General features: G+C 72.8%; 25 protein-coding genes. 14 read left to right on the top strand and 11 right to left on the bottom strand.

The genetic code is table 11. The features are described from left to right. The first annotated feature begins 106 nt into the window (after positions 1-106). On the top strand, positions 107-493 hold the full coding sequence (locus VF330_RS33770) for a hypothetical protein (protein ID WP_330855772.1): 387 nt from the start codon (positions 107-109) through the stop codon (positions 491-493). A gap of 143 nt (positions 494-636) precedes the next feature. Then, a complete protein-coding gene (locus VF330_RS33765) occupies positions 637-1641 on the top strand; it encodes a DUF1996 domain-containing protein (protein ID WP_330855771.1) in 1005 nt (334 codons plus the stop codon). A 9-nt stretch (positions 1642-1650) separates the two neighbouring features. Here VF330_RS33765 and VF330_RS33760 read toward each other — a convergent pair whose 3' ends face one another. The 3 genes from VF330_RS33760 to VF330_RS33750 are packed head-to-tail and all read right to left on the bottom strand — an operon-like array spanning position 1651 to position 4144. Beyond that, complete coding sequence (locus tag VF330_RS33760) at positions 1651-2310, bottom strand: hypothetical protein (RefSeq protein WP_330855770.1); 660 nt, start codon at positions 2308-2310, stop codon at positions 1651-1653. Then, complete coding sequence (locus tag VF330_RS33755) at positions 2307-2963, bottom strand: response regulator transcription factor (RefSeq protein WP_330855769.1); 657 nt, start codon at positions 2961-2963, stop codon at positions 2307-2309. The genes VF330_RS33760 and VF330_RS33755 overlap by 4 nt, the downstream gene beginning before the upstream one ends. Next, complete coding sequence (locus tag VF330_RS33750; protein WP_330855768.1) at positions 2960-4144, bottom strand: sensor histidine kinase; 1185 nt, start codon at positions 4142-4144, stop codon at positions 2960-2962. Before VF330_RS33750 ends, VF330_RS33755 begins: the two co-directional genes overlap by 4 nt. A gap of 219 nt (positions 4145-4363) precedes the next feature. Here VF330_RS33750 and VF330_RS33745 point away from each other — a divergent pair, with 219 nt between their 5' ends. Then, positions 4364-5641 (top strand): DUF1800 domain-containing protein, encoded by a 1278-nt coding sequence (locus VF330_RS33745; protein ID WP_330855767.1) that lies wholly within the window; start codon positions 4364-4366, stop codon positions 5639-5641. A 4-nt stretch (positions 5642-5645) separates the two neighbouring features. After that, positions 5646-6881, top strand: a complete 1236-nt coding sequence (locus VF330_RS33740; RefSeq protein WP_330855766.1) for a DUF1501 domain-containing protein — start codon at positions 5646-5648, stop codon at positions 6879-6881. Between the two features lie 15 nt (positions 6882-6896). Here VF330_RS33740 and VF330_RS33735 read toward each other — a convergent pair whose 3' ends face one another. Further along, entirely contained in the window at positions 6897-10106 is a 3210-nt protein-coding gene (locus VF330_RS33735) for a BTAD domain-containing putative transcriptional regulator (protein ID WP_330855765.1), read from the bottom strand. A gap of 147 nt (positions 10107-10253) precedes the next feature. Here VF330_RS33735 and VF330_RS33730 point away from each other — a divergent pair, with 147 nt between their 5' ends. Beyond that, positions 10254-11753, top strand: coding sequence for an FAD-dependent oxidoreductase (locus VF330_RS33730; RefSeq protein ID WP_330855764.1), 1500 nt, complete (start codon positions 10254-10256; stop codon positions 11751-11753). Positions 11754-11846: 93 nt separating this feature from the next. Here VF330_RS33730 and VF330_RS33725 read toward each other — a convergent pair whose 3' ends face one another. Next, the gene (locus VF330_RS33725; protein ID WP_330855763.1) at positions 11847-12110 is read right to left on the bottom strand and encodes a GlsB/YeaQ/YmgE family stress response membrane protein; all 264 of its coding nucleotides are present in this window, start codon (positions 12108-12110) and stop codon (positions 11847-11849) included. 171 nt (positions 12111-12281) lie between these two features. Here VF330_RS33725 and VF330_RS33720 point away from each other — a divergent pair, with 171 nt between their 5' ends. Both VF330_RS33720 and tatA read left to right on the top strand, forming a co-directional pair. Further along, complete coding sequence (locus VF330_RS33720) at positions 12282-13550, top strand: hemolysin family protein (RefSeq protein WP_330855762.1); 1269 nt, start codon at positions 12282-12284, stop codon at positions 13548-13550. 141 nt (positions 13551-13691) lie between these two features. Then, on the top strand, positions 13692-13961 hold the full coding sequence (tatA, locus tag VF330_RS33715; protein WP_330855761.1) for a Sec-independent protein translocase subunit TatA: 270 nt from the start codon (positions 13692-13694) through the stop codon (positions 13959-13961). A gap of 14 nt (positions 13962-13975) precedes the next feature. On the opposite strand, the gene VF330_RS33710 is transcribed toward tatA, so the two are convergent. Continuing rightward, a complete protein-coding gene (locus tag VF330_RS33710) occupies positions 13976-14611 on the bottom strand; it encodes a transglycosylase SLT domain-containing protein (RefSeq protein WP_330855760.1) in 636 nt (211 codons plus the stop codon). A 147-nt stretch (positions 14612-14758) separates the two neighbouring features. Here VF330_RS33710 and VF330_RS33705 point away from each other — a divergent pair, with 147 nt between their 5' ends. From VF330_RS33705 to VF330_RS33690, 4 genes are read left to right on the top strand one after another with little or no spacing between them, the layout of a single operon-like run. Continuing rightward, positions 14759-15088 (top strand): hypothetical protein, encoded by a 330-nt coding sequence (locus tag VF330_RS33705; protein WP_330855759.1) that lies wholly within the window; start codon positions 14759-14761, stop codon positions 15086-15088. Beyond that, positions 15085-16221 carry a hypothetical protein gene (locus VF330_RS33700; protein WP_330855758.1) on the top strand — a complete coding sequence of 379 codons (1137 nt, stop codon included), beginning with the start codon at positions 15085-15087 and terminating at the stop codon, positions 16219-16221. Before VF330_RS33705 ends, VF330_RS33700 begins: the two co-directional genes overlap by 4 nt. Next, the gene (locus VF330_RS33695; protein WP_330855757.1) at positions 16218-16904 is read left to right on the top strand and encodes a hypothetical protein; all 687 of its coding nucleotides are present in this window, start codon (positions 16218-16220) and stop codon (positions 16902-16904) included. The genes VF330_RS33700 and VF330_RS33695 overlap by 4 nt, the downstream gene beginning before the upstream one ends. Positions 16905-16907: 3 nt before the next feature. Next, positions 16908-17534 (top strand): hypothetical protein, encoded by a 627-nt coding sequence (locus VF330_RS33690; RefSeq protein WP_330855756.1) that lies wholly within the window; start codon positions 16908-16910, stop codon positions 17532-17534. On the opposite strand, the gene VF330_RS33685 is transcribed toward VF330_RS33690, so the two are convergent. From VF330_RS33685 to VF330_RS33675, 3 genes are all read right to left on the bottom strand, one after another. Continuing rightward, positions 17531-17896, bottom strand: a complete 366-nt coding sequence (locus VF330_RS33685) for a hypothetical protein (protein ID WP_330855755.1) — start codon at positions 17894-17896, stop codon at positions 17531-17533. The genes VF330_RS33690 and VF330_RS33685 overlap by 4 nt on opposite strands. Further along, positions 17890-18888 (bottom strand): prenyltransferase/squalene oxidase repeat-containing protein, encoded by a 999-nt coding sequence (locus tag VF330_RS33680; RefSeq protein WP_330855754.1) that lies wholly within the window; start codon positions 18886-18888, stop codon positions 17890-17892. Before VF330_RS33680 ends, VF330_RS33685 begins: the two co-directional genes overlap by 7 nt. Before the next feature lie 186 nt (positions 18889-19074). After that, on the bottom strand, positions 19075-19731 hold the full coding sequence (locus VF330_RS33675; protein ID WP_330855753.1) for a TetR/AcrR family transcriptional regulator: 657 nt from the start codon (positions 19729-19731) through the stop codon (positions 19075-19077). Between the two features lie 90 nt (positions 19732-19821). Here VF330_RS33675 and VF330_RS33670 point away from each other — a divergent pair, with 90 nt between their 5' ends. Continuing rightward, a complete protein-coding gene (locus VF330_RS33670) occupies positions 19822-20298 on the top strand; it encodes a nuclear transport factor 2 family protein (protein ID WP_330855752.1) in 477 nt (158 codons plus the stop codon). A gap of 4 nt (positions 20299-20302) precedes the next feature. Here the strand turns inward: VF330_RS33670 and VF330_RS33665 are convergent, their stop codons facing one another. Beyond that, entirely contained in the window at positions 20303-20581 is a 279-nt protein-coding gene (locus VF330_RS33665) for a hypothetical protein (protein ID WP_330855751.1), read from the bottom strand. A gap of 188 nt (positions 20582-20769) precedes the next feature. On the opposite strand from VF330_RS33665, the gene VF330_RS33660 reads away from it, so the two are divergent. Beyond that, positions 20770-21687, top strand: coding sequence for a LysR family transcriptional regulator (locus VF330_RS33660; protein WP_330855750.1), 918 nt, complete (start codon positions 20770-20772; stop codon positions 21685-21687). Positions 21688-21714: 27 nt separating this feature from the next. On the opposite strand, the gene VF330_RS33655 is transcribed toward VF330_RS33660, so the two are convergent. Further along, a complete protein-coding gene (locus VF330_RS33655; RefSeq protein WP_330855749.1) occupies positions 21715-22392 on the bottom strand; it encodes a nitroreductase in 678 nt (225 codons plus the stop codon). A gap of 91 nt (positions 22393-22483) precedes the next feature. Between VF330_RS33655 and VF330_RS33650 the strand changes: the two genes are divergently transcribed. Then, a complete protein-coding gene (locus VF330_RS33650) occupies positions 22484-23074 on the top strand; it encodes a helix-turn-helix domain-containing protein (RefSeq protein ID WP_330855748.1) in 591 nt (196 codons plus the stop codon). Positions 23075-23080 lie beyond the last annotated feature (6 nt).

Here is a 23080-nt window from a genome sequence, read left to right as displayed (position 1 = left end):
CGCAAGCATGGAAGCGCTCTCACGAAGACAGTCCACATCGGACTGACGGAGAGTCTTCTCCGCCGCCACGCCGAGAAGGTCCCGACAGGGGAGGCAGGAAGCCTTGGTGAAGCACGGGAAGAAGGTCGCCGTCGGAGCGGCGCTGCTCGCGGTGCTCGGTGCGGTGGGCGTCACCGGCGCCACGGACGCGGTCGCGGCACCCAGCGCGTCCGCCGTCGCGCAGTCGGAGAGCAGGCAGCTGCTCGGCACCGTCACCGGTGTGCACGACTTCGACGCCACCGCTCCGTCCGCCGGCTCGTACGCGGTCGAGTACGAGGTCGCGGGCGTGTCGTACTGGAACACCTACGTCGACGGCGTGGAACTGGGGTACGTCGGTGGTGCGGCCGGTACGTACCGCACGCGGGTGCTGACGCTGACGGCCGGTTGTCACCTCGTGCGCGTCACCGGTCCCGAGGGCTGGGGATCGGCGAAGGTGTACCTGGTGAAGCTGTAGGTCGCGGGTGGGAGCCCGGTGCGACCGGGCTCCCACCTGGGTCCCGGACCTGGGCAGCCCTGGGACTTCCGGCTCAGGAACCCGGCGTCGCGGCGCCCTAGCTTCGGCTGGCAGCGGTGGTGCTGCGAGCGAAGGAGGAAGCCGTGTCAGGTGACAGGAGGCCGGTCGGCGGGAAGAGGCCCGCCGGTCGGCTCGGACTCGCCGGCGCCGTGCTGGCGGTCGTCGGAGCGGTGCTGGTGCCGCACGGAGGCGCGGAGGCGGGTCCGGTGCCCGGGAACGACCAGCCGCGGGCGGCGGGGGCGTGGATCCCGGTGGACCAGGCGAAGTGGAACGCGCAGCTGGCGGCGTTCCGCGCGATGACGCCGAGGACCGTGCCGCCGAACGCGAACCGGAACGCCGAGTTCAACGCCACGTGCACGTACAGCCACTCGGCGCCGGACGACCCGATCGTGCTGCCGGGGCTGCCGGGGGCGTCGCACATGCACTCGTTCATCGGCAACGACCGGACCAACGCGCACACCACGTTCGACGACCTGATGCGCTTCACCGCGTCGAGCTGCCAGCCGGTGCAGGACCACTCGGCGTACTGGGTCCCGACGCTGTACGAACGCGACCAGCCCGTCCAGCCGAAGCAGGTGGTGGTCTACTACGGGTCGCTGCTCGGCGACAAGTCGAAGACCCTCCCGATGCCGCAGGGCCTGCGGATGGTCGTGGGCGACGCCACCCGGCAGGTGCCGACCCCGGCCGGCGCGGTCAACCAGTTCTACTGCGCGGGCGGCCCGCTGGAAGGGGCCACCCGCAGCCGGGACGGCAACTGGCCGGTGTGCGACGGCGGCACGCTGCACTTCACCATGCGCTTCCCCGAGTGCTGGGACGGGCAGCACCTCGACAGCCCCGACCACAAGAGCCACGTCGCGTTCGGCCAGGGCGGCCGGTGCACCGACCAGTTCCCGGTGCCCATCCCCGCGGTCACGTTCTCCATCTCCTACCCGACCGGTGGCAGCGCGGACGGTTTCCGGCTGGCCTCGGGACTGCCCTCGTCCATGCACGGCGACGTGTTCGCCGCCTGGGACGAGGACGCGCTCGGGCACCGCGTGAAGGACTGCGTGGTGCAGGTGGTGCAGTGCAACACGGCCGGGAACTTCTGACCTCCGGCCTCAGCTCACCACGAGCTCGTTGACGTCCGGTGCCGAGCCGGAGTCGTTGAAGAACCTGACCCAGCTGTCCCCGGCGGGCACGAACGCCTCGAGCGTCGTGGTCGCCGGGATCAGCAGGCTCGCCGCCCCGGTGAGCCGCCGGGTCTGCGCCGCACCGTCACCGACGGCGACCACGAGCGTCCGCGGCTCCTCCGTCTCGTAGACGATCGTCAGGGTGCGGGTCCCGGCCGCGGGCACTCCGGTGAGGCGAATGGCGAGGGTGTTCGGGCCGCCGATGTAGCCGACCCGGCTGCCACCGCGGCAGCTCGCGCACTCGATGACGCGCGCGCCGTTGCGCAGGTTCGCCGGATCGGCCGCGTGCACGGTGATGCTCCGGAACGCGGGCGGCGGCGGAGCGGACGGGGCCGGCGGGTCGGCCTTCACCGGTTCACGGGACGGGACAGCGGCTGACGGGGTGGCGGCGGGCGGAACGACGACAACCGTTGAGGTGACGACGAAAGACGTGACCACGGACGTGGGCGGCGGCGCCACCTGCGCGGGCGGCGAGAACGGGACGACCACCGGCGTCACCAGCACGGCCGCCGCCGCGACCCCGGCGGCGAGCGCCGTCCACCCCAGCCGCCGCACCAGTACCCGGCGCTGCGCCACGCCGGCGCTCATCGGCCGGTCCAGCGCAGCACGGCCTCGGTGCGGTTGCCCGCGTGCAGCTTGGCGAAGGCGTGGTGCAGGTGGTTCTTCACCGTCTTCTCGGTGACCAGCAGCCGGCGCGCGATCGCCGCGTTGGACAGTCCTTGCGCCACCAGCCCGAGCACGTCCTCCTCGCGTCGCGTCAGTCCTGTCCGGATCTGGTGCTGCCGCTGCCGTTCCGCCTGTTCGTGCTCCGCCCGTTGCCGGTCGGCCTGCTCGCGGACGGCGGACACGGCGACGGCCGCCGCCGGAGCGGACAGCCACCCCTGGCCGCGAGCGACCGCGAGCACCGCGCGGAGCAGCTCGTCGGGATCGAACTCGCCGTGCACCAGGTACCCGCGCGCACCACCGCGCAGCATGTCGCCCACCAGGCCGGGGTCCGCGTCACTGGTGAGCACGAGCACGGCGGTGCACCGGCACAGGTCGCCGAGCACCGACAACCCGTCCGCGATCGGCATGCGGTGGTCCAGCAGGGTCACGGCGGGGCGCAGCCGCCGCGCGAGGGTCAGCGCCTGCCGGCCGTCCCCGGCCTCGCCCACGACCCGCACGGACCCGGTGCCGTCGAGGAAGCCGCACAGCGCCGCCCGCACGATCGGGTTGTCGTCCACGACCAGGACGTCGATCATGACGCCGTCCTGGCGAGGCACTCGGCGGGCACCGACACTTCGACGGTCGTGCCGCCACCGGGTTCCGACGTCACCACCAGCGCGCCATCGGCGTGGCGAGCGCGTTCCGCCATGCCGACGATTCCGAAGTGGTGCCCCGCGGTGAGGACGGAGAAGTCGGCCGGGACGCGGAAGCCGTCGCCGTCGTCGCGCACCCGCAGGCGGAGGCGATCGGTCCGGGTGAGGGTCACCGTGATCCGCCGGGGGTTGCCGTGCCGCACGGCGTTGCGCAGGGCCTCGTCGAGGATGCGACTCAGCTCGTAGCGCACGTCGGCCGGTGGGTCGACGGGCGCGGCCGTGAGTCGCACCGCGACCCCGGACGACTCGGCGCAGCGGTCGCAGATCCGCCGCAGCGTGGCGGTGAAGTCCTGGTCGGGGGAGTCGAGCCGCAGCCCGGTGAGCAGTTCGCGCGCCTCCCTGGCGGCCGCCGCGGCTCCGCGCGAGACCGTGCTCGCCAGCTGCTCGGCGAGCTCGGGCTGCCTGCGCAACGACGACGGCAGCGCGAGCGCGGCGAACGAGACGCCGCGCAGGGTCTTGGCGACCGAGTCGTGCAGCTCACGGGCCAGCCGGGCCCGCTCGGAGGCCGCCGCCGAGCGCTGGGCCGAGGCGACCACGTCCACGGAGAGGTCGACGTAGCGCACGAGGGCTCCGGTGGCGACCGCGGCGGCGATCCCGGCGAGGACGTCCGCCGGGGGGAACGCCAGCGTGAAGACGGCGATGTGCGGGCTCGGCGCACCGGTCCGCAGCAGGTGGCCGGCCACCCAGTAGCCCAGCGCGGCGTGCGGGACCCAGAGCACCAGCCCGCGCATGCCGAGCAGCACGCCGCCCAGGGCGCAGGCGCCCGCGGCGAAGCAGAAGAACGGCACGCCACCCCGGCTCGCGACCAGGACCGCCAGCACGGCGACCGAGTCCGCGGCGACCACCCCTGCCGAGTGCCGCACCACGTCGGGACGGTGGGCGAGGACGACCAGCCCGGCGGCCGTGGAGACCACCACGACGACGGACACCGCGAGCGCCGTCCGCGGGTCGGGGAGCACGCGCAGCCCGACGCCGGTGGCGGTCAGCGTGAGAGCGGCCCGGCCGAGCAGCACGGCCCGTCCCAGCGAGGCGGCGGCCACGACCCGGTTCGCGGGGGGAGTCACGCGCCCGGCACCTCCACCTGACCTCGTCGTCGAGTACTAGGGGTGACTGGACTGTAGCGCAGATCAACCGTCTTGTGAGAGCGCTCTCTCGGGTCTGGCGAGTTCCGGTCGCGTCCCGGTTCTGACCGGGAACCGGGGCCGCGCCCGTGCGCTGAAGCAACTCTGAAGATCCCCGCATTGCCTCGCCACAAGGCGCCACAGCACCGAAGACTGTCCGTCATGGTGCAACTGGACGAACGCGCCGCGGTGAGGAGGCTGCACGACCGGCTGGGGGTGGGACCGCGGCCAGGAGACCTCGACCTCCCGTACGGCGCGGCCCTCGACGCCCTGCTGACCGACGGTCCCGCGGGTGCTCCCGCGCCGCGACCGGCGGCCCCCGCCCGCCCGGCGAAGGGCGACGACCAGGCGAAGAAGGAAGCCGCCCGCCGGCGCACCGAGGACGAACGCGCGCTGGCCAAGTGGTGGCTCGACCGCATGGTCACCGCCGGCGGCCCCGCGGCCGAACGCATGACGTGGTTCTGGCACGGGCACTTCGCCACGAGCGAGCAGAAGGTGCGCTCACCCGCGCTGATGCTGGCGCAGAACGAGACGTTCCGGCGGCTCGGCCTCGGGCCCTTCGCGGACCTGGCCCAGGCGCTCGTCGTCGACCCGGCGATGCTGGTGTGGCTCGACGGCAACGACAACCGCGTCGGGGCGGCCAACGAGAACCTCGCCCGCGAGATGATGGAGCTGTTCACCCTGGGGATCGGCCACTACGACGAGATCGACGTCCGGGAGGCCGCGCGGTCGCTGACCGGGTGGACCGTGCGCGCGGACTCGGGCAAGGCAGAGCTGGTGGCCAAACGCCACGACGACGGCGAGAAGCGCGTCTTCGGCCAGACCGGCCGGTACACGGCGCAGTCCCTGGTGGCGCTCGTCCTCGGCAGACCCGAGAGCCCGGAGTTCGTCGTCGGCAGGGTGTGGTTCCGGCTCGTGTCCGCGCAGCCGCCGGCCGCCGACGTGCTCGCGCGCCTGGTGACGGCGTTCCGGCGCGACACGCGGTCGCTGCTGCGCGCCCTGGCCGGCGAGGCCGCGTTCCGCGACTCCGTGAACGTCCTGGTGAAACAACCCGTCGACTGGGCGGTCGGCCTGATGCGCGCGCTCGACGTCAAACCGCGGGACCTGAACGAGAAGCAGACCGACGCGGTGCTGCGGTCGTTGCGCGGCCTCGGGCAGGTCCCGTTCCGGCCGCCGAGCGTCGGCGGCTGGCCTGCGGGCGGCGCGTGGCTGACCACGGCCGCGTGGCCGTCCCGGCTCGACCTGGCGAAGCTCGTGGCCGAACGCGCCTCCGTGAAGAACGCCATCGGCAGCGCGGACCGGATCGAGGGCGTGCGGCGCCTGCTCGGCGTCGACTCCTGGTCGGACCGCACGAAGGCCGCGCTGGAGAAGGTGATCGGAAACCCGGTGCAGCTCGTCGTCGTGGCGGCGAGCGCCCCCGAGTACGTGGTGAGCAGGTGAGCTCGTGGACACGCTGACCCGACGCAGGTTCCTGACGCTGTCCGGTGTCACCGCGGCCGGCGCCCTCGCTTTCGGCGCCACCCGCGTGAACTGGGACGACCTCATGAGCGCCGCGGCCGACAACCCGCTCGACCCGAGCAGGGGCGTGCTGGTCGTCGTGACGCTCTACGGCGGCAACGACGGCCTCAACACCGTCGTCCCCGCCGAGGACCGCGTCTACCAGGACGCCCGACCCGACCTGGCCTACCGGCCGGAGGAGGTGCTCGGGCTGGGGGAGGGGCTCGGCCTCAACCCCGGGATGAAGGGCCTCAAGCAGCTGTGGGACGAACGCGGGCTCGCGATCGTGCGCGGGGTCGGCTACGCCCAGCCCGACCACAGCCACTTCCGGTCGATGGCGATCTGGCAGACCGCCTCGCCGCGCACGTCGGTGCCGTCCGGCTGGCTGGGCCGCTGGCTCGACGAGACCGCGGGCGACGACCCGTTGCGCGCGCTGTCGGTGGAACCGCTGCTGCCCCCGCTGCTCGCCGGCGAACGCACCGCGGCGGCGTCGTTCCCGCTCAACGGCCTGAAGCTGCCGTCGGGCCCGCTCGGGGACGCGTTCTCCGCGCTGGGCGCGGTGTCGGACGGCGAGGAGCACTGGCAGGCGCGGGTCGCCCGTTCCATCGCGGACGTCCGGCACACCGCCACGACCCTCACCGGATCGCCGTCCGGCGGCCAGATCACCGGCGACGACCCGGACGACCAGCGCGACAAGGGTTCGTCGGCCGGCGGCGGTGGCGCCCTCGGCGCCCAGCTCGACGTGGTCGCCCGCCTCATCGAGGCCGGTGCCCCCTGCCGGGTGTACTCGGCGTCGCTGGGCGGGTTCGACACGCACTCCGACGAGCGCGCCACCCAGCAGCGGCTGCTGTCCGAACTGGACAGTGCGCTCACCCCGTTCGTCCGCAGGGTGGGGAAGCGGGCCGTCGTGCTGGTCTACTCGGAGTTCGGCAGGCGGGTGCGCGCCAACGCGAGCGACGGCACCGACCACGGGACGGCGGGCCCGGTGTTCGTGCTCGGCGCGAACGTCCGCGGCGGGTTCCACGGCGAGCAGCCGGACCTGGCCGACCTCGACGACGGGGACCTCAAGCAGACCACGGACTTCCGCGACGTGTACGCCACCCTGCTCGACCGCGTGCTCGGCACGGAACCGGGCCGGGTGATCAAGGACCATAACGGACGGGTGGGGGACCTCTTCACCTGAACGGACCGCGGGGTTTCAGTCCGTTGTGGACTGAAACCCCGCGGGTGCGGTGAGGGAGCGCGGATCCATCCTCGCGATGGCCGCGCTCCTGTCCATCTCACGGCCTGCGCGGTAGCGGGAGTTGAAGCGTTCGCCGAGATCGGCCCGCAACCGGGCCGTGAAGACGTCGCCACCGCCGTCACCGCCGCGCAGACGGGCCGCCGCGCCCAGGACCTCCGCCGCGTCGCCGGGCCTGCCCAGCGCCGCGGCCGCCTGCGCGAGGCCCGGCGCGAGCAGGGCGATGACCGGGCTGTCCTCGGTGCGCAGGGCGGCCGGGTGCGCCTGGCCGAGGCAGTCGAGGGCGTCGTCCAGGCGCTCCGGCCACCGTTCGGCGGCGACGGCGTAGACGACCGCGACCGCGCCGAGCACGGTGGTGACCACGTGTCCGCGCACCGGTTTGGCCGCGTCCTCGGCCCGCAGCCGGGCACGGACCTGGTCTGCCAGCTGCAAGGCGGTGTCGTGGTGGCCGTCGGTCCACTCGATGCCGGCCGTCGTCGCGTCGACCACCAGGTCCGCTTCGCCGCCCCGCCAGGGCTTTCCGCCGCCGGAGCGGATGCCGGTCAGCTCACGGCGTGCCTCGGCGGTGCGGCCCAGCGACCACAGCAGCCAGGCGATCCTCAGCGCCAGGAAACGGGCGTCGTCGGTCGCGCCCAGCTCCTCGGCGGCGGACCGGGCGGCCTCCAGGTCGGCCAGGGCGCCGGGCAGGTCGCCGTCCACCACCCGCAGCTGGGCCCTGGTCCTCAGCGCCACCGCGATGCCCCACCGGTCGCCGGTCGCGCGGAACTCCCGTTGCGCCAGTTCGGCTTCCCGCCGGACGCGGTCCGAGTCGCCGCTGTTCTCCGCCCGGTTGGCGGCCGCGACGTGCCGCACCGCCCGGATCCACGGATCGGGTGAGGTGCCGGCTTCGCCGTCGTCGGCGAGCCCGGCCAGCGCCGGGAGGATCGCCAGCACCGCGTCCAGGCTGCCGTACGGGGACGGCACCGGGTTCACCCGGCGCCGGCGGAGCAGGTCGGCCAGCCGGTGCCGGACCTCGTCGCCGCCCACGTCCCGACCTTCGTCCAAAGTGGACATGACCCGCAACGCCTCTGCGTGGACGAGGTGCGGCTCGTCGACGCCGTCGTGCGCGGCGACCAGCTCGTCGAGCCAGCCCGCCTCGTGCGTGTCGCCGGTGATCCTGCCCAGCCACGCCGTCGCCAGGGTCATCATCACCGAGTCGCGCAGCCGTCCCGAGTCGAACAGGTGCCGCCGGGCCGCGACGATGTTCGGTTCCTCGGCGCGCAGGGTGGCCAGCGCTCCCAGCTGGTCACGGCCGCGCAGCACGGGTTCCAGCTCGTCGACGAGGTTCGCGAAGTAGCCGGCGTGCCGGTCGCGCGCCGTGCCCGCCAGGCCTTGTTCGGCCAGCCGCTCCAGGCCGTACTCGCGCAGCGTCTCCAGCATCCGGTAGCGGAGCGGGACGTCGTGCCGGGTCCGCAGCAGCGACTTCTCGGTGAGCGTCATCAGCAGCTCACCGACGTCCTCGGCGGGTACCAGCTCGTCGGCGCAGACCGCCGCGGCGGCCTCCTCGGTCACCCCGCCGGGAAACACCGCGAGCCGTTCCGCCAGCGCGCGTTCGGGTTCCGTCAGCAGCTCCCAGCTCCAGTCCACCACCGCCCGCAACGTGCGGTGGCGCGGCAGGCCCGCCCGGTCGCCGCCGGTGAGCAGCCGGAACCGGTCGGAGAGCCGGCGCGCGACCTCGGCGACCGGCAGCACCCGCAGCCGGGCGGTGGCCAGCTCGATCGCCAGCGGCAGGCCGTCGAGCCCGCGGACGACCGCGACCACGTCCTCCACGGTGGTGTCGTCGAGGACGAAGCCGGGGCGGGCGGCGGAGGCCCGGTCCAGGAACAGGCGGACCGCCGGGTACCGAACGGCTTCCTCGACGCCAGCGGTGGGCGGCGGCAGGGCGAGCGGCGGGACGGGGACCAGCGCCTCGCCGGTCAGCCCGAGCGGTTCACGACTGGTGGCCAGCACCCGCACTCCCGGTGCGGCGGCCACGACATCGGCGACCAGTTCGGCGACCGAGTCCAGCAGGTGCTCGCAGTTGTCCACCACCAGCAACCCGGTGGCCTCGCTGACGGCGTCCAGCACCCGCTCGCGGTCGTCCTGACCGGACTGGTCCGGCCGCAGCCTGGCCTCGCGCAGACCGAGTGCGTCCAGCACGGCCCGCGCGACGCCGGTGCCGGACGTGACCGGCGCCAGCTCCACCATCCACGCCTCGCCCTGCCCGCCGCGCGCCACCTCGGTGGCCAGCCTCGTCTTACCCGCGCCGCCGGGCCCGACCAGCGTGGTCAGCCGGTGCGCGGCCACCGACGACCGGACGCGGTCCAGTTCGGTCTCCCGGCCGACGAAGCTGGTCAACGGCGTGCCCAGGCCCCTCGGCGGCCGGCGTCGCGCCGGGGCGGGCGTGAGCTCACCGCCGAGCAGCCGCAGGTGCAGGTCGCGCAGCTCCGGCCCGGGGTCCGCGCCCAGCTGCCCGGCCAGCTCGCGGCGGATCCGGTCGTAGCCGGTCAGCGCCTCGCCGCCCCGGCCGGTCGCGGCGAGCGCCGTGATCAGCTGGGCGGCGAAGTCCTCGCGCAGCGGGTGCTCGTCCACCACCTTCCGCAGGTCGGCCACCACGTCGTCGGCCCGGCCGAGGGACAGGGCGGCGGCGAACCGCCCGGCGGCCGCGTCCAGGCGCAGGTTCTCCAGCTCGGCGGTCAGACCGGGCACGTACGGCGCGTCCGGCACCCCGGTCAGCGCCGGTCCGCGCCATAGCGCGAGCGCCTGCTCGAACGCGGTCAACGCGCTCCCGTCGTCGCCCTCGCGCACGGCACGACGGCCGCGGGAAAGCAGGTCCTGGAACAGGAGGGCGTCGACGGCGTCGCGGGTCAACGGCATCCGGTAGCCGCGGGAGTCCATCAGCACCGAACCGGAGTCGCCGAGGGCCGCACGCAGCCGGGTGACCAACGACTGGAGGGCGTGCGCCGCCCCGCCGGGAGGACTGCCGTCCCACACGGCGTCGATCAGCTCGTCGACACCGACGGGGTGGGGGACCGCCACCGCGAGCCGGCAGAGCGCGGCGCGCACCCGGTTCCCCGCGAGCTGCGCCGGGGCGCCGTCCACGTGCACTTCCAGCGGACCCAGAACCGCCACGCGCACGTCCACCGTCACGGCGCCAACTCTGGCAGACCGCACCCACCGCGCTGACCGGGACCCACGTGCCGCGTGTGCGTCGCGTGTGTGCCGTGTGAGCGCTCCACGGGAGCCTTCGCCTGTCCGACGAACACAGGAAAACGCACTTCGGAAGGTGAGTCACCCGTGCATGACGTAGTGATCGTGGGAGCCGGCCCGGTCGGGCTCTTCCTCGCGTGCGAGCTGGGTCTCGCGGGCTGTTCCGTGCTGGTGCTGGAGAAGGACGCCGAACCGCGCTCCGCGTGGAAGAGGGCGCCGCTGGGCACGCGGGGGCTGTCGGCCGCGTCGGTCGAGGCGTTCTACCGCCGGGGCATGCTGGCGCCGGTTCTCGCGGCGGCCGGTATCCCCTACGACCCGGACGCCGAGCCCGCGCCCCCGCAGCCGCACGGCCACTTCGCCGGCATGATGATCAACCCGGCCGACGTCGAGCTCGAGACGCAGACCTTCCGGTTGCCCAGCCCCGCGAACCAGCAGGCGGTGGTGAACCTGGAGGCGGTCGAGACCCTCCTGGCCGGACGGGCGGCGGAGCTCGGCGTCGAGATCCGCCGTGGTGCCGCCGTCACGGACGTCACGCAGGACGAGGACGGCGTGGTCGCGCACGTGGACGGCGAGGAGCACCCGGCGCGGTGGCTCGTCGGTTGCGACGGCGGGCACAGCGCGGTGCGCAAGCTCGCCGGGTTCGAGTTCGTCGGCACCGGCCCGCGCTTCACCGGCTACGTCGCGCAGGTCGACCTCGACGATCCTCAGCAGCTCAAGCCGTGGTTCAACCTCACGCCGACCGGCATGTACCTCACGATGCCCGGCGGCGGGATCGGCATGATGGACTTCGACGGCGGCACGTTCGACCGCTCGCGGCCGCTGACCCGCGAGCACCTGCAGGACGTGCTGCGCCGCGTCTCCGGCACCGGCGTGACGATCACCGAGGTCCACCTCGCCTCGACCTACACCGACCGGGCCATGCAGACGTCCACCTACCGCCGCGGCCGCGTCCTGATGGCGGGCGACGCCGCGCACATCCACTCGCCGCTGGGCGGTCAGGGCCTCAACACCGGCCTGGGCGACGCCGTGAACCTCGGCTGGAAGCTGGCCGCCGTCGTGCGCGGAGACTCCCGGGACGACCTGCTCGACACCTACGAACGCGAACGCCACCCGATCGGCGCCTGGGTGCTCGAATGGACCCGCGCCCAGGTCGCGGCGATGGGACCGGACCTGCACTCGCAGGCCGTCCAGGGAGTGCTGCGCGACCTGATCGCGACGCCGGACGGGGCGACGTACGTGTACCGCAAGATGTCGGGCGCCTGGCTGCGCCACGACGTGGCCGAGGACCACCCGCTGGCGGGTCGCGACGCCCCGGACTTCCGCTTCGGCGACGGAACCCGCCTCGCCGGGCTGATGCGGGACGGCCGGGCCGTGCTGCTCGACTTCACCGCGGACCAGGTCCTGCGCGACTCCGCGGCGCGCTGGAAGACGCAGGTCGACTACACGGCGGGGACGGCGCGGGACGACCTCGGGCTGGCCGCGGTGCTGGTCCGGCCGGACGGCACCGTCGCCTGGGCCGCCGACGGGCCCGTCGACCCGCGGGCGTTCGAACGCGCCGCCACGAGGTGGTTCGGCACGGCGTCCTGACGCTCGGACCGGAGTTCGCGCTGAGGGGTGCAACGGGAAGGGCCCCGGACACCGTGGTGGTGTCCGGGGCCCTTCCCGCGTTCGAGCCGGTGGTTACCGCACGCTGGTGCGGTTGCGGCCGGCGATGGCCTCCGCAGTGCCGATGAGCAGCACCGAGGCGATCACGGCGATGATGAAGCCCAGCACGTTCAGCTCGAAGATGTCGCCGGTGCCGAGCAGGTTCGCGATGGTGCCGCCGATGACGGAGCCGACCAGCCCCAGCAGCAGCGTCGCCACGATGCCGAGGTTCTGCTTGCCGGGCTTGATCAGTCGGGCGAGCGCGCCGATGATCAGTCCGGCGACGATGAACCCGATCACGTCACCCTCCTGAAGTCTCGATTGCCTTGCTCACCCCGGCTACCCGACCCGATCATCGCTCAACCGCCCGCCCGCGAAACTGTGATGATCAACCTGAACCGGTGGGACGCGCGTCCAGCCGCTAGCGTGGTCGCACTGCGAACTGCACAGCGGGGGAGTGACGAAGGCCGAATGGACGGCTACGGATTCAACATCGCCCTTGTCGGCGTGCTCGTGCTGGTCAACGCGTTGTTCTCGGGCAGCGAGATGGCACTGATCTCGTTGCGCGAGGGGCAGTTGCGCGCCCTGGAACGCGACGGCGGAGGAGCCGCGCGCACGCTGGTGAAGCTCGCCCGCGACCCGAACCGGTTCCTGGCGACCATCCAGATCGGCATCACGCTCGCCGGGTTCCTGGCGTCGGCGACGGCCGCGGTGTCGTTGTCGGAGCCGCTCGTGCCGCTGCTGAGCTTCCTCGGCGGTGCCGCGTCCGGTGTGGCGGTGGCGCTCGTCACCATCGTGCTCACGTTCTTCACGCTGGTGTTCGGCGAGCTGGCGCCCAAACGGCTGGCCATGCAGTACTCGCTGCGCTGGGCCCTGCTCGTGGCCAAGCCGCTCGACTTCCTGTCGACGGTCTCGCGGCCCGCGGTGTGGGCGTTGAGCGCCTCCACCAACCTGGTCGTGCGGGTCTTCGGCGGCAACCCCGACGCCGAGTCGGAGCAGCTCACCCCCGAGGAGCTGCGGGAGCTGGTGGAGAGCCAGCGCGGCCTCAACGCCGAGCAGCGCGAGATCATCACCGGCGCGCTGGAGATCCACGAACGGCGTCTGCGCGAGGTGCTGGTGCCGCGGCGGCTGGTGTTCGTGCTGGCCGACGACCTCGACGTGCCCACGGCCCGCGCCGAGCTCGCCGCGTCCGGGCGGTCGCGCGCACCGGTCGTGCGCAACGGCCACATCGACGACGTCATCGGCGTCGTGCACCTGCGCGACCTGCTCGACGACGACTGCAAGCTCACCGACGTCGTCAGGGACCCGGTGGTCTTCCCGGACTCCGTGCGGGTGTCGGAGGCGTTGCGGCGCTTCAAGACCGAGCACGAGCAGTTCGGGCTGGTGGTGGACGAGCACGGCGCGGTCGACGGCATCGTCACGCTGGAGGACCTGCTGGAGGAGATCGTCGGCGAGATCTACGACGAGACCGACCGCGACGTGATGGCCGTGAAGACCGCCCAGGACGGCTCGCTGGTGCTGCCGGGGACGTTCCCGATCCACGACCTCGTCGACGTCGGCGTCGAGCTGCCCGAGGCACCGGAGGGCAACTACTCCACGGTCGCCGGGCTGGTCCTGCTGGTGCTCGGGCGGATCCCGGAACGGCCGGGTGATGTGGCGAAGGTCTCCGGCTGGGACATCGAAGTGCTCGCGGTCGCACGGCACGCCATCACGTCGGTGCGCATGCGCAAGACCAGCTGAGGGAAAGACCGTTTCGGACCGTGTCCCGCGCCTTCGGTTCCAAGTCCGTTTTGGACGATGTGTGGTGGCTGTTTCCGTGACCTCGCACGCCTGTCCGGGCGCGCTATTGTCGATGGGGGTTCGACGGGAGGACGTGAACGCATGGGCAACCTGGGAGCAACCGAGCTGCTGATCATCGGCGTGGTGATCGTGTTGTTGTTCGGCAGCAAGAAGCTGCCGGAGATGGCGCGGTCGCTGGGACGTTCGGCGAAGATCCTCAAGGCGGAGTCCTCGGGGCTGCGGCAGGAGGAGGACGTGCGGGCGGACTCCGTCGCGGAGGAACCGTCGCAGGTCGCGAAGCTCCAGCAGCAGATCGACGACCTCCAGCAGCAGCTCAGGAACGCCCAGCAGGGCCACAAACCGGCGAACTGAGCCCGGCGCGTTTCTCAGCCGGTGCGGAGCGCTTCCTCCGCCTGCGGCCAGTTCGTCCGCAGGCGGTCCAGATAGGACTGGGCGAGCGCGCCGGGCTGCGCCTTGTTCGCGAAGGCCAGCATGGAGCCCGCACCGGCGTTGTAGCCCAGCGCGAGCAGCTCGTCACGCGTGTAGTCGCCGGCCCACGAGCGCGGGAGCTGCGCGCCGAGGTCGTGCAGGTGCCACGCCGCGGCGGCGACCGCCAGGTCCGGGTCGTCGGGGAGCTCCTGCCAGTCCCGCGCGGCGAAGTCGCGCCCCTGCTTCGTCTCGTCGAAGGCGGCCTTGTGCATGTTGGCCACGCCGAACGCGGCATCCGGGTCGATCTTCTGCCAGGCCCGTTCCAGCGCCGGGTCGTGCGGCTTGTACGACTCGTTGTAGAGGATCGCCATCAGCAGCTGCGGGCTGATGCCCGCGGCCGCGGCGTGCGTGCGCGTCTGCTGCGCGTACCGCCGCGGGTCCTGCTTGTCCGACAGGCCTGTCGAGGACGGGGCCGCCGAGGACGGGACCGGTGCCGCGCTCGACGTCGTGGCGACGGGAGGAGGTGGCTCCTCGGCAGGGCGGGGCGAGCAGGCGCTCAGGGCGACCAGCAGCGCCGGCAGCAGCACCCTCATCGGAACTCCCCGGTGTCGACGTCCTCACCCCATCGTACGGACGCGGCGGGGCTGCTTGGCGTAGCCTCGACCCGCCGCGCGGAACCGACCGGACCAAGATCGCGTCGAAGGGCCGCGGTGCGAGTGACTGGGGATTTAGGGGGAGTCGTGGATTTCCACGTCCAGCCGGAGGCGTTGACGGCGTTCGCGCGGGGCAGCGACAGCCTCGCGGAGAAGTTCGGCGCGCTGGCGAAGCTGCTGGAGCAGGCCAGGGTCGACGACCAGTGCTTCGGGCCGATCGGTGACGCGGTCGGTCTGAGCAGCGGCTACTTCAAGAGTCTGCAGGAGTGTCAGCAGCTCGCGACCGACGCGCAGGGGTTCCTGAAGCAGACGGGCGCGCAGCTGCAGGAGAGCTTCGAGGTCTACCAGGGCGTGGACCAGGGCATCTCGCAGGCGTTCGGGCAGATCGGCAAGGGTCTCGGGGGCGGTGCGCGATGACCGGACCCGGCTCGTTCACCGATCTCAACGACGGTGAGCAGAAGAACTGGTTCGAGCAGGCCGCCGGGCGCGGCAGCTCCGCCTACAGCGCGGTCGCCGACCTGGCGGACGCCACCTCGCCGCCGCAGATGACCGCGGCCACGGTCTCCGGCCGGATGGAGCTGCTCCAGACCCTCGCCAGCCCCGGACAGGCGTTGCTGGACAACGGACTGGGCTTCCTCGTCTCCATCGTGCTCAGCCCGCTGATCGAGCTCGCGGAATGGGCGGTCGGCGACCCCGAGCAGATGCGCGCCACCGGCGAGGGCTGGGACGAGGTCGCGAAGTGGCTCGACGAGGTCGCCGAGGCGGAGAAGAAGCGCGCCGAGACCACGACGGCCATGTGGCAGGGCGCGGCCGGTGACGGTTTCCGCAAGCAGGTCACCGAGTTCGCGGGCGGAGTCGAGGCGCTGGCGGAGGACGTCCGCGGCCTGAAGCAGACCCTGGAGACGATCGCCGAGCTCTTCGACATGTTCGTCGAGTTCGTGATCGACGTCCTCACCGAGCTGATCATCGGCCTGATCGTGCAGTGGCTCGCCGCACTGGCCGCGTCGTGGGTCACCGCGGGCGGTTCGGTCGCCGCGGCGGGCGCGACGACGACCGTGCAGGTCGGCAGCACCGGCGTGCGGATCTCCATGCGCGTGTCGAAGCTCCAGATGGAGCTGTTCAAGGCGGTGCAGCAGATCGAGAAGCTGCTGGTGCGGTTGCGCGGCCCGCTGCGCCAGGTGATCAACCGGATGAACGGCCTGCGCGGCGGCAACATGGCGCAGCAGTTCGCGGGCCGCCACCTCGGCTCGAACCCGATCGTCAACATCGTCACCAGGGCGGACGGCACGTCGCTCGCGTCGACCACCGCCAACCGGTTCATGCAGGGCGTCACCGGGGAGGGCGCGCTGGCGGGCAACATCGCGCAGACCGTGCTCACCGGCGCGCTCGGCGGCCAGACCAGGATCACCGGCGCGCTGTTCGACGCGGGCGTGGGCACGGCGGTCGACGGCGCCATCACGTTCGGCAGCCGGGAAGCCTACGACGCCGCGCGGAACAAGCCGTCCGAGGAGGAGCGCCGCGACGCCCAGGAACGCGGGTTCTCCTGGTGAAGCTCGACGGCGTCCTCGCGATCCGGGAGTCGTGGTGCCTGCCCGGCGAGCCGGTCCTGCTCTGCGCGGGCACGACCGCGAGCAGCACCCGGTACGACCTCACCGGCCTGGACTGGCAGGGCAGGCCCGAGCGCGGCGCGCTGGGCAAGGTCGCCGGAGCCTTCGGCAATGCGGCCGCGGGGGTGGTGGACGCCGCCTTCGCGGGCAGCGGCCCGGAGGACGGCGGTGCCGACGCACCGCACGTCGTGGTGTGGGGACCGCAGGCCGCCGGCATCGCGACCCGGCTGTGCCAACCGGTTCCCGGCGTCTCGTGGCTGGTGCTCACACCGCGCAGGCTCGCCCAGGTCACCCTGGTCGAGGAACCGGCGGAACCCGAGCAGGAGAGGGGTTTCCTCGACAGGGTGAGCGGGTTCGCGAAGAGTGCCAGGGACGTCTTCAGCGGCAAGAGCGCCTATCCGCCGCACGTCCCCGTGGCCACCGCCGAGGTCACGACGGTCGCCGAGGTCCCACGGGAGCACATCGGCGCGGTGTCGCTCGCCGAGCGCAAGCTGCCGCGCCAGTACCAGGCGCGCGACGTCCACGCCCTGCGGGTGTCCTTCGTGGACGGAACGGGGATCGACGTGCTCACCTCGTCGCCGGAGAACGCGCACCGGTTGCTCGCCATGGCCAACGGACAGGGGTGACCCGTGCCCAGGGACAGGTTCAAGCTCGCGGAGATCGCCCAGAAGCACTGGGTCCGCGCGGGCGAGCAGATCGTGTGGGCCGTCGAGCGCAAGGGCCACATCGGTTCCGCGGGCAGGGCGCCGCATTCGGTGGCCGGGGAAGTTCCGGAAGCCGCCATCGCCGAACCGGACTGGCCGTTGCCGACCGCCGCCGTGAGCAGCGGCCGGTTCAGCACCGACGAATGGGCGCACGACCCGGCTGTCTGGGGCTGGGCGCACGCCCGCGGCCCCGAGCAGACCGCCGTGCGGTGGGCCGACCTGTTCACCGCAGGCAGGGACGAGTGCTGGTTGCTGCTGAGCAACCGGCGCCTGGGGCTCGTGGTGGAGGGCGGCGTGCTCGAACCCGAGCGCGGCGGCCTGTTCAGCCGGGCACGGGAACCTCAACGCGAGGTGGCGCCTCTCGTCACGTGGTGGGAGGCGCCGGTCGCGGTGGCACGGCGGTTCGCCGCCGTGCCACTGGGCCGTCAGGTGCAACCGGAGTGGTTCGTGCGGATCGAGTTCGCGGACGGCTCGGCGTTCGACTTCCGCGACCCGCAGGCCGAGCAATCGGTCCGGACCGCCCACGCCAACCTCTCAGGTCAGCACACCTAGGACTTCGGTCCCGGCGTCGCCACGATGAGGCCGGCGATCGAGGGCGGTGGCGCGGCGACACCGGGACCGCCCGCGTCGACCCAGTCGGCGACGCCGTGCAGCGCGCTGTCGTCCAGGATCGACCCCACCCACACGGGTTTCGCCCCTGCCGCCCGCGCGGCCGGGCTGGGTTGGACGACGACCACGTTCGACACCTCGCACGCGTCCAGGCAGTCGGCCACGCGCACCGACGGGAGCCGGCCGCGCAGCACCTCCAGCTGCCGGTCGTGGTCGACCTCGGGGTGCTTGCGTTCCGTGCCGCAGCAACAGCCGCGGCAGACGGTGACCCGTGAGCTCCTGATCCCGTTCTCCCGGCTCAGCACGCGAGCGTCGGGGCCTGTGACCGGCCGCCGCCGCGCAGGTCCGCCAGCTTCACGCCGGTCAGTCCGAGAACCGCCTGGGCCGTCGCGCGCGGCGCCGTCGCCGGGTCGAAACCCGTTGCGTCGTAGGAGATCGCGCCGCGGTCCGCGACCGGTCCCGAACAGCCGACCTGCAGCGAACGCAGGAACTTCCCGGCCTTCGCCGCGGCCACCGGACGGTGTCCGGCGAGCGCCTGGGCCGCGAGCCCCGTGCTGTTGGCGTTCGACGCGGTGGCGCCGACCGCGAAGCCGCCGTCGGCGTTCTGCTTGCCCGCCAGCCACGTCGTGCCCTCGGTGGCGTTGACGCCGTCACCGGTGGCGCGCAACGCCTGCACGACCATGGCCGTCGAGTCGACGTCACTCACGCACGGCGTCAGGCCGAAGTCCTGCGGGAACCCGCCGTCCGCGCACTGGGTGCCGGCCAGGAACGCCACCGACGCCGCGGGCGCGCCGCCGGACGTGCGGTCCAGCGAGATCAGGGCGAGCGACTGCGTGAAGGCGTTGGAGAAGTCGCCGAACTCGGAGCGGTCGGAGAAGCGGCCGGACGGCGTCAGCAGGGCCCGCAGGCCCGCTTCCACGTTCACGCCACCGAACGAGGTGCCGTTCTTGTGCCGCACCTGGGTGGCGAGCAACAGCTTGGCGTGGGCTCCCGCATAGGACTCCGTGCCGGTGCCGAGGTAGCCGGTGGTGATCTCCGGCCTGGCCAGCCACGTGATCGCCTTCTCGGCGTTCGCGTCCGAAGCCCTCGCGGCGGCGAACGCGAAGATCGCGTCGATCGTCCCGCCCTGGTTGGGGAACTTCTCGCCGCCGAAGTCGGACTCGAACCGCTCCCCGTCGACGAGCTGCCGCGCCAGCCATCCGGCGGCGGCGTCGGCCTTGTCGTGCGTGGCGGCCACCGCGGGGGTGGCCGTGGCCGTGCCCAGCAGAAGGACAGCAGCGAGCACCAGACGTCTCATCAGAACTCTTTCCCGCACATCCACGACAGGAGTTGGTGACACCGCGCGGATCGGGCGACCGGGCTCGCCTCAGGAGAGGCACACCGTTGCGGGACAGCGCCGGACTCTCACCGGACTTCCCCCGCTCCGCGCTGAACGTCCCCAGACTCTCACACCGCCGGGGACCGTCCGCGCACCGGTCTCCCGCTACTGACTCCGCACCGCGGGCAGGCCGGTGGCGGTCGCCGCGACGAAGCGCTGCAGCGCGGGCCCGAACGGCGGGAACACCGCCGCGATCCCGGGTTCCCGCGCGTACAGCTCGGCCAGTGCCGCCGGCGGCCGGGTGATCGGGTGGAGCCTGCCGACGAACGCCCCGGCCGCGAACACGACGGAGGCGCCCTCCTGCTCCGTCAGCTCCGGGCACACGGCGGCGATCCGCCCGCCCACGCGCCCGTACATGGCGATCGCCCACAGCTTGTACGTGTGCAGCACCTCGATCGAGACGTTGTGCTCCAGCATCGTCTCCGCGTGGCTGATCAGGTCGCAGTACAGCGGCCGTTCCTCGAAGGAGTCCGCGAGCGCGGCGGCCATCCGGCCGATGCCCTCGGCGTCGCCCAGGCGCTCGGTCACCGCGTCGGCCCACGCGGTGCCGTCGCGCATCGTGAGCTGGAGGTAGATCTCCTCGCGGGTGCCGAAGTAGCGCAGCACGTTCGACTTCACCAGCCCGACGGCGGTGGCGATGTCGCCGAGGCTGACCCCGGCCACGCCGCGCTCGAGAGCGAGGTCGCGGGCGGCGGCGAGGATCGTCTCGCGCCGTTGCTCCTTCTGCTCCGGCTGCCTCGCCCGGCGGAACGACGTGTCCATGTGAGATGCGACCCTACCAAGGAGCTGGTTAAAAGTACGGTGTTCCTTTAACGTGGCGCCGCACGCTCCCGCCCACCCGGAAGGTCCCGCATGACCCAGCACTCGCGCACGTTGTCCACGACCGTCGACGGCTTCGTCGACGCCTTCAACGACAACGACCTGGACCGCGTCATGGCCTACTTCGCGGACGACGCCGAGTACGAGCCGGGCGACGGCGCGCGGCACCGCGGCAAGGACGCCATCCGCGCCGAGTTCGCGCCCCAGTTCGCGGGCAGGTACGGCGCGATGCGGTTCGACGTCTACGACAAGCTCGTCGACGAGCCCGGCCGGCGCGTCGCGATCCGCTGGGCGTGCCGCATCGACGTCGCGAAGCCGCACGCCCGCCGCATCCACCCCCTGCTGCGCCTGCTCGGCGCCCTCCGGCACGGCCCGCGCATGGTCTGGCACGGCATGGACGTCTTCCACTTCGACGCCGACGGCGCGATCACCGGCAAGTACTCCTACGCCCACTTCAAGACCCCGCCGATGCAGCGGGACCGCGGCGACGCGTGGCGGACCGCCGCCTGACCGGTCAGAGCTGCCTCAACGGGTGCGGGCGGGCTTCGAGGTAGATCCACCTCCTGCCGGAGTCGACGTGCCAGTCCCGCTGGAGCGGGAGCTGCTGCAGGTAGGCGACGGCCGCGGCGGTGAGGACCACCTCGCCGGCGCCGCTGCCGCGGGTCACGCCCTCCGGCTCGTCCAGCCCGCAGAGGAAGTCGGCGTGGACCGGGTCGAGCCTGGCGGCGTACCGCCGGGGGTCGTTCGCCGCCTCCCTCGCTGCCTGCCGTGATCGTTCCGGGCCGCTGGCCATCTGTCTCCTCCGCTACGGGGGTCGTGCCGGGCTTTTCCGCCGCCCATCGCACGACGAGGACGTCGTGCGGGGACAGGCCACCACCCCGGCCATGCGTGGCCGGTCCCGGTGACCAGGCGCGTTCGGGTTGGATGGGGGACGTCGACCTGTGACGGCGACAGCTTTCCTGTGAGACCTCAGGAGCAACGGTGGAGCTGAGACACCTTCGGTACTTCGTGGCGATCGCCGACGAGCAGAACTTCCGCAGGGCCGCGGAGAAGCTGCACGTCTCGCAGTCCCCGTTGAGCCGTCAGATGAAGGACCTCGAGCAGGAGCTGGACGTCGAGCTGTTCGAACCGGCCGGGCGCGGGATCAGGCTCACCGCCGCCGGGAAGGTCTTCGCGGAACGGGCCCGCGGCGTGCTCGCGAGCGTCTCCTCTGCCGTCGAGGAGGCTCGGGACGTCGCGCAGGGCCGGCAGGGCACCGTGGTCATCGGGTTCGAGCAGGGCGCCACGTTCACCGGTGCGCTGGCGTCGCTCATGACCGCGTTCCGCCGGCGAGCGCCGCGGGTGGGGCTCGAGCTCGTGGCGATGAGCGGCACCGAGCAGTGGACCGCCCTGCGCGACGGGACGATCACCTTCGCCTGCGGCACCCACCGGCCCGCCGACGAGGCGTTGTCCTCGCTGGAGATGGTGAGCGACCGGCTCGGGCTGCTGGTCGCCCGCGGCCACCCGCTCGCGTCCCGCGAGGAGGTCCGGGTGCGCGACCTCGCGGGGGAGCGGGTGGTCCTCGAGCCGCGCGAGCTCGACCCCCGGCTGCACGCCGGGGTGGTCTCCGCGTTCCAGGCGCAGGGCGTCCACCTCGGCGCGATCACGGAGATCGCCGACCTGGAGGCGCTCCTGGCGCTGGTGGCGATCGGCGACGGCGTCACGTTCCTCGCGCGCAGGACGGCCGCCCTGGTCACCCCGTTCACCTCGATGGTGTGGCGCCCGCTCGGCGACCTGGACATCGAGCTGACCGGTGTGGTGGCCTGGCGCTCCAGGGACGCGGACCTCCCCGTCGTGCGCATGCTCGTCGAGAGCGCCGAGGAAGTGCGGCCGCTCCTGCAGACCGACGGGTCGTCCTGAACGAGGACAGTCCGAAGTGGACAACTTTCAGCGGTGGAAGCGCGTCGTCTCCAGCAAGGGTTCGCGGCCGACCTCGACGGCGTTGATCGGGTCGTCGGGGTCGGCGTAGCCGAACGAGATGCCCAGCAACAGCTTCCCGCCGGAGACGCCGAGCGTCTCGCGGACGGTCTCGCTGTAGAAGCTCAGCATTCCCTGCGGGCAGCTGGCGATCCCGTGCGCCGCCATGGCCAGCAGCAGGGTCTGCGCGTACATGCCGACGTCCGCGGTCAGCCTCGGGTCGCCCGACTCGGGCGCGTACAGCAGCGCGACGTGGGGAGCGTCGTAGAACCGCAGGCTCTTGAGGTCGTAGGACGCGCGCAGGTCCCGGTCGCCGCGGCCGATGCCGAGCGCGTTGTAGAGCGTGGCGCCGAAAGCGGCCCGCCGGCGTTGGTGCACGGGCGAGTAGATGCTGTCGTCGTACGGGAAGTCCGGTGTCCGCCGGTCGGCCTGGTGGGCGGCCACGAGTGCGTCGGCGAGCTCGTCCCGTGCGGCTCCGCTGACCACCTCGACCTGCCAGGGCTGCGCGTTGGAGTTCGACGGGGCCGTGCCGGCCAAGCCGAAGACGGCCTCGATCGTCTCCTGCGGGACGGGGTCCGGCAGGAACGCCCTCGTCGCGCGCCGGCCCCGGATGAGCCGGCCCGCGGTTTCGGCGAGCTCCGTCGTCATCGGTGTCACTCCTCAAGTACACGGTTTCGTTTACTTGAGCGACCGTAGCGGATCCCGCCCGGCTATGTAAACGCTGTCGTATAGTTGGGTGATGAGCGCAGAACCTGTGCGGCGGGCGGGGCGAGGTGGCCGGGAGCGCGTGCTGACCGCCGCGGGCAGCCTGTTCGCCCGGCGTGGCATCGCCGCGACGACGATGGAGGACATCGCCGCTGAGGCACCGGTCTCCAAGCGGACCCTCTACGCGCACTTCCCCACGAAGGAGGACCTGGTCCTCGCTCAGCTGGCGTCCATCCTCGGCTCCGGCTACACGCTGCTCGAGACGCTGAAGCGCGCCGACGTGCCGCCGCGGGACCGGATCCTGGCGATGTTCACGGTGCAGCCGTGGCCGGACGGCATCGTGCACGGCTGCCCGTTCCTGCACGCCGCGACCGAGCACCCGGACCCCGCCAACCGGGTGCACGAGTTCGCCCGCGAGCAGAAGGTCCTCATGCTCACGCTGGTCACCGACCTCGTGGCGGAGCTCGGCGTCGACGACCCGCAGCCGCTCGCCGAGCAGCTCGTCACCCTCGCCGACGGCGCCGCGAGCCGCGCCATGGTCCTCAACGACCCGGACTACGGCCGCCACGCCCGTGCGGCCGCCGAGGTCCTCCTCGACCACGCGCCACGCCGCCGCGACGCGTAGGCACGC

This window comes from Lentzea sp., assembly GCF_036380075.1.
Classification (GTDB): domain Bacteria; phylum Actinomycetota; class Actinomycetes; order Mycobacteriales; family Pseudonocardiaceae; genus Lentzea.
The sequence above is the reverse complement of the archived record's forward strand: the minus strand, read 5'-3'. Positions and strand labels throughout refer to the sequence as shown.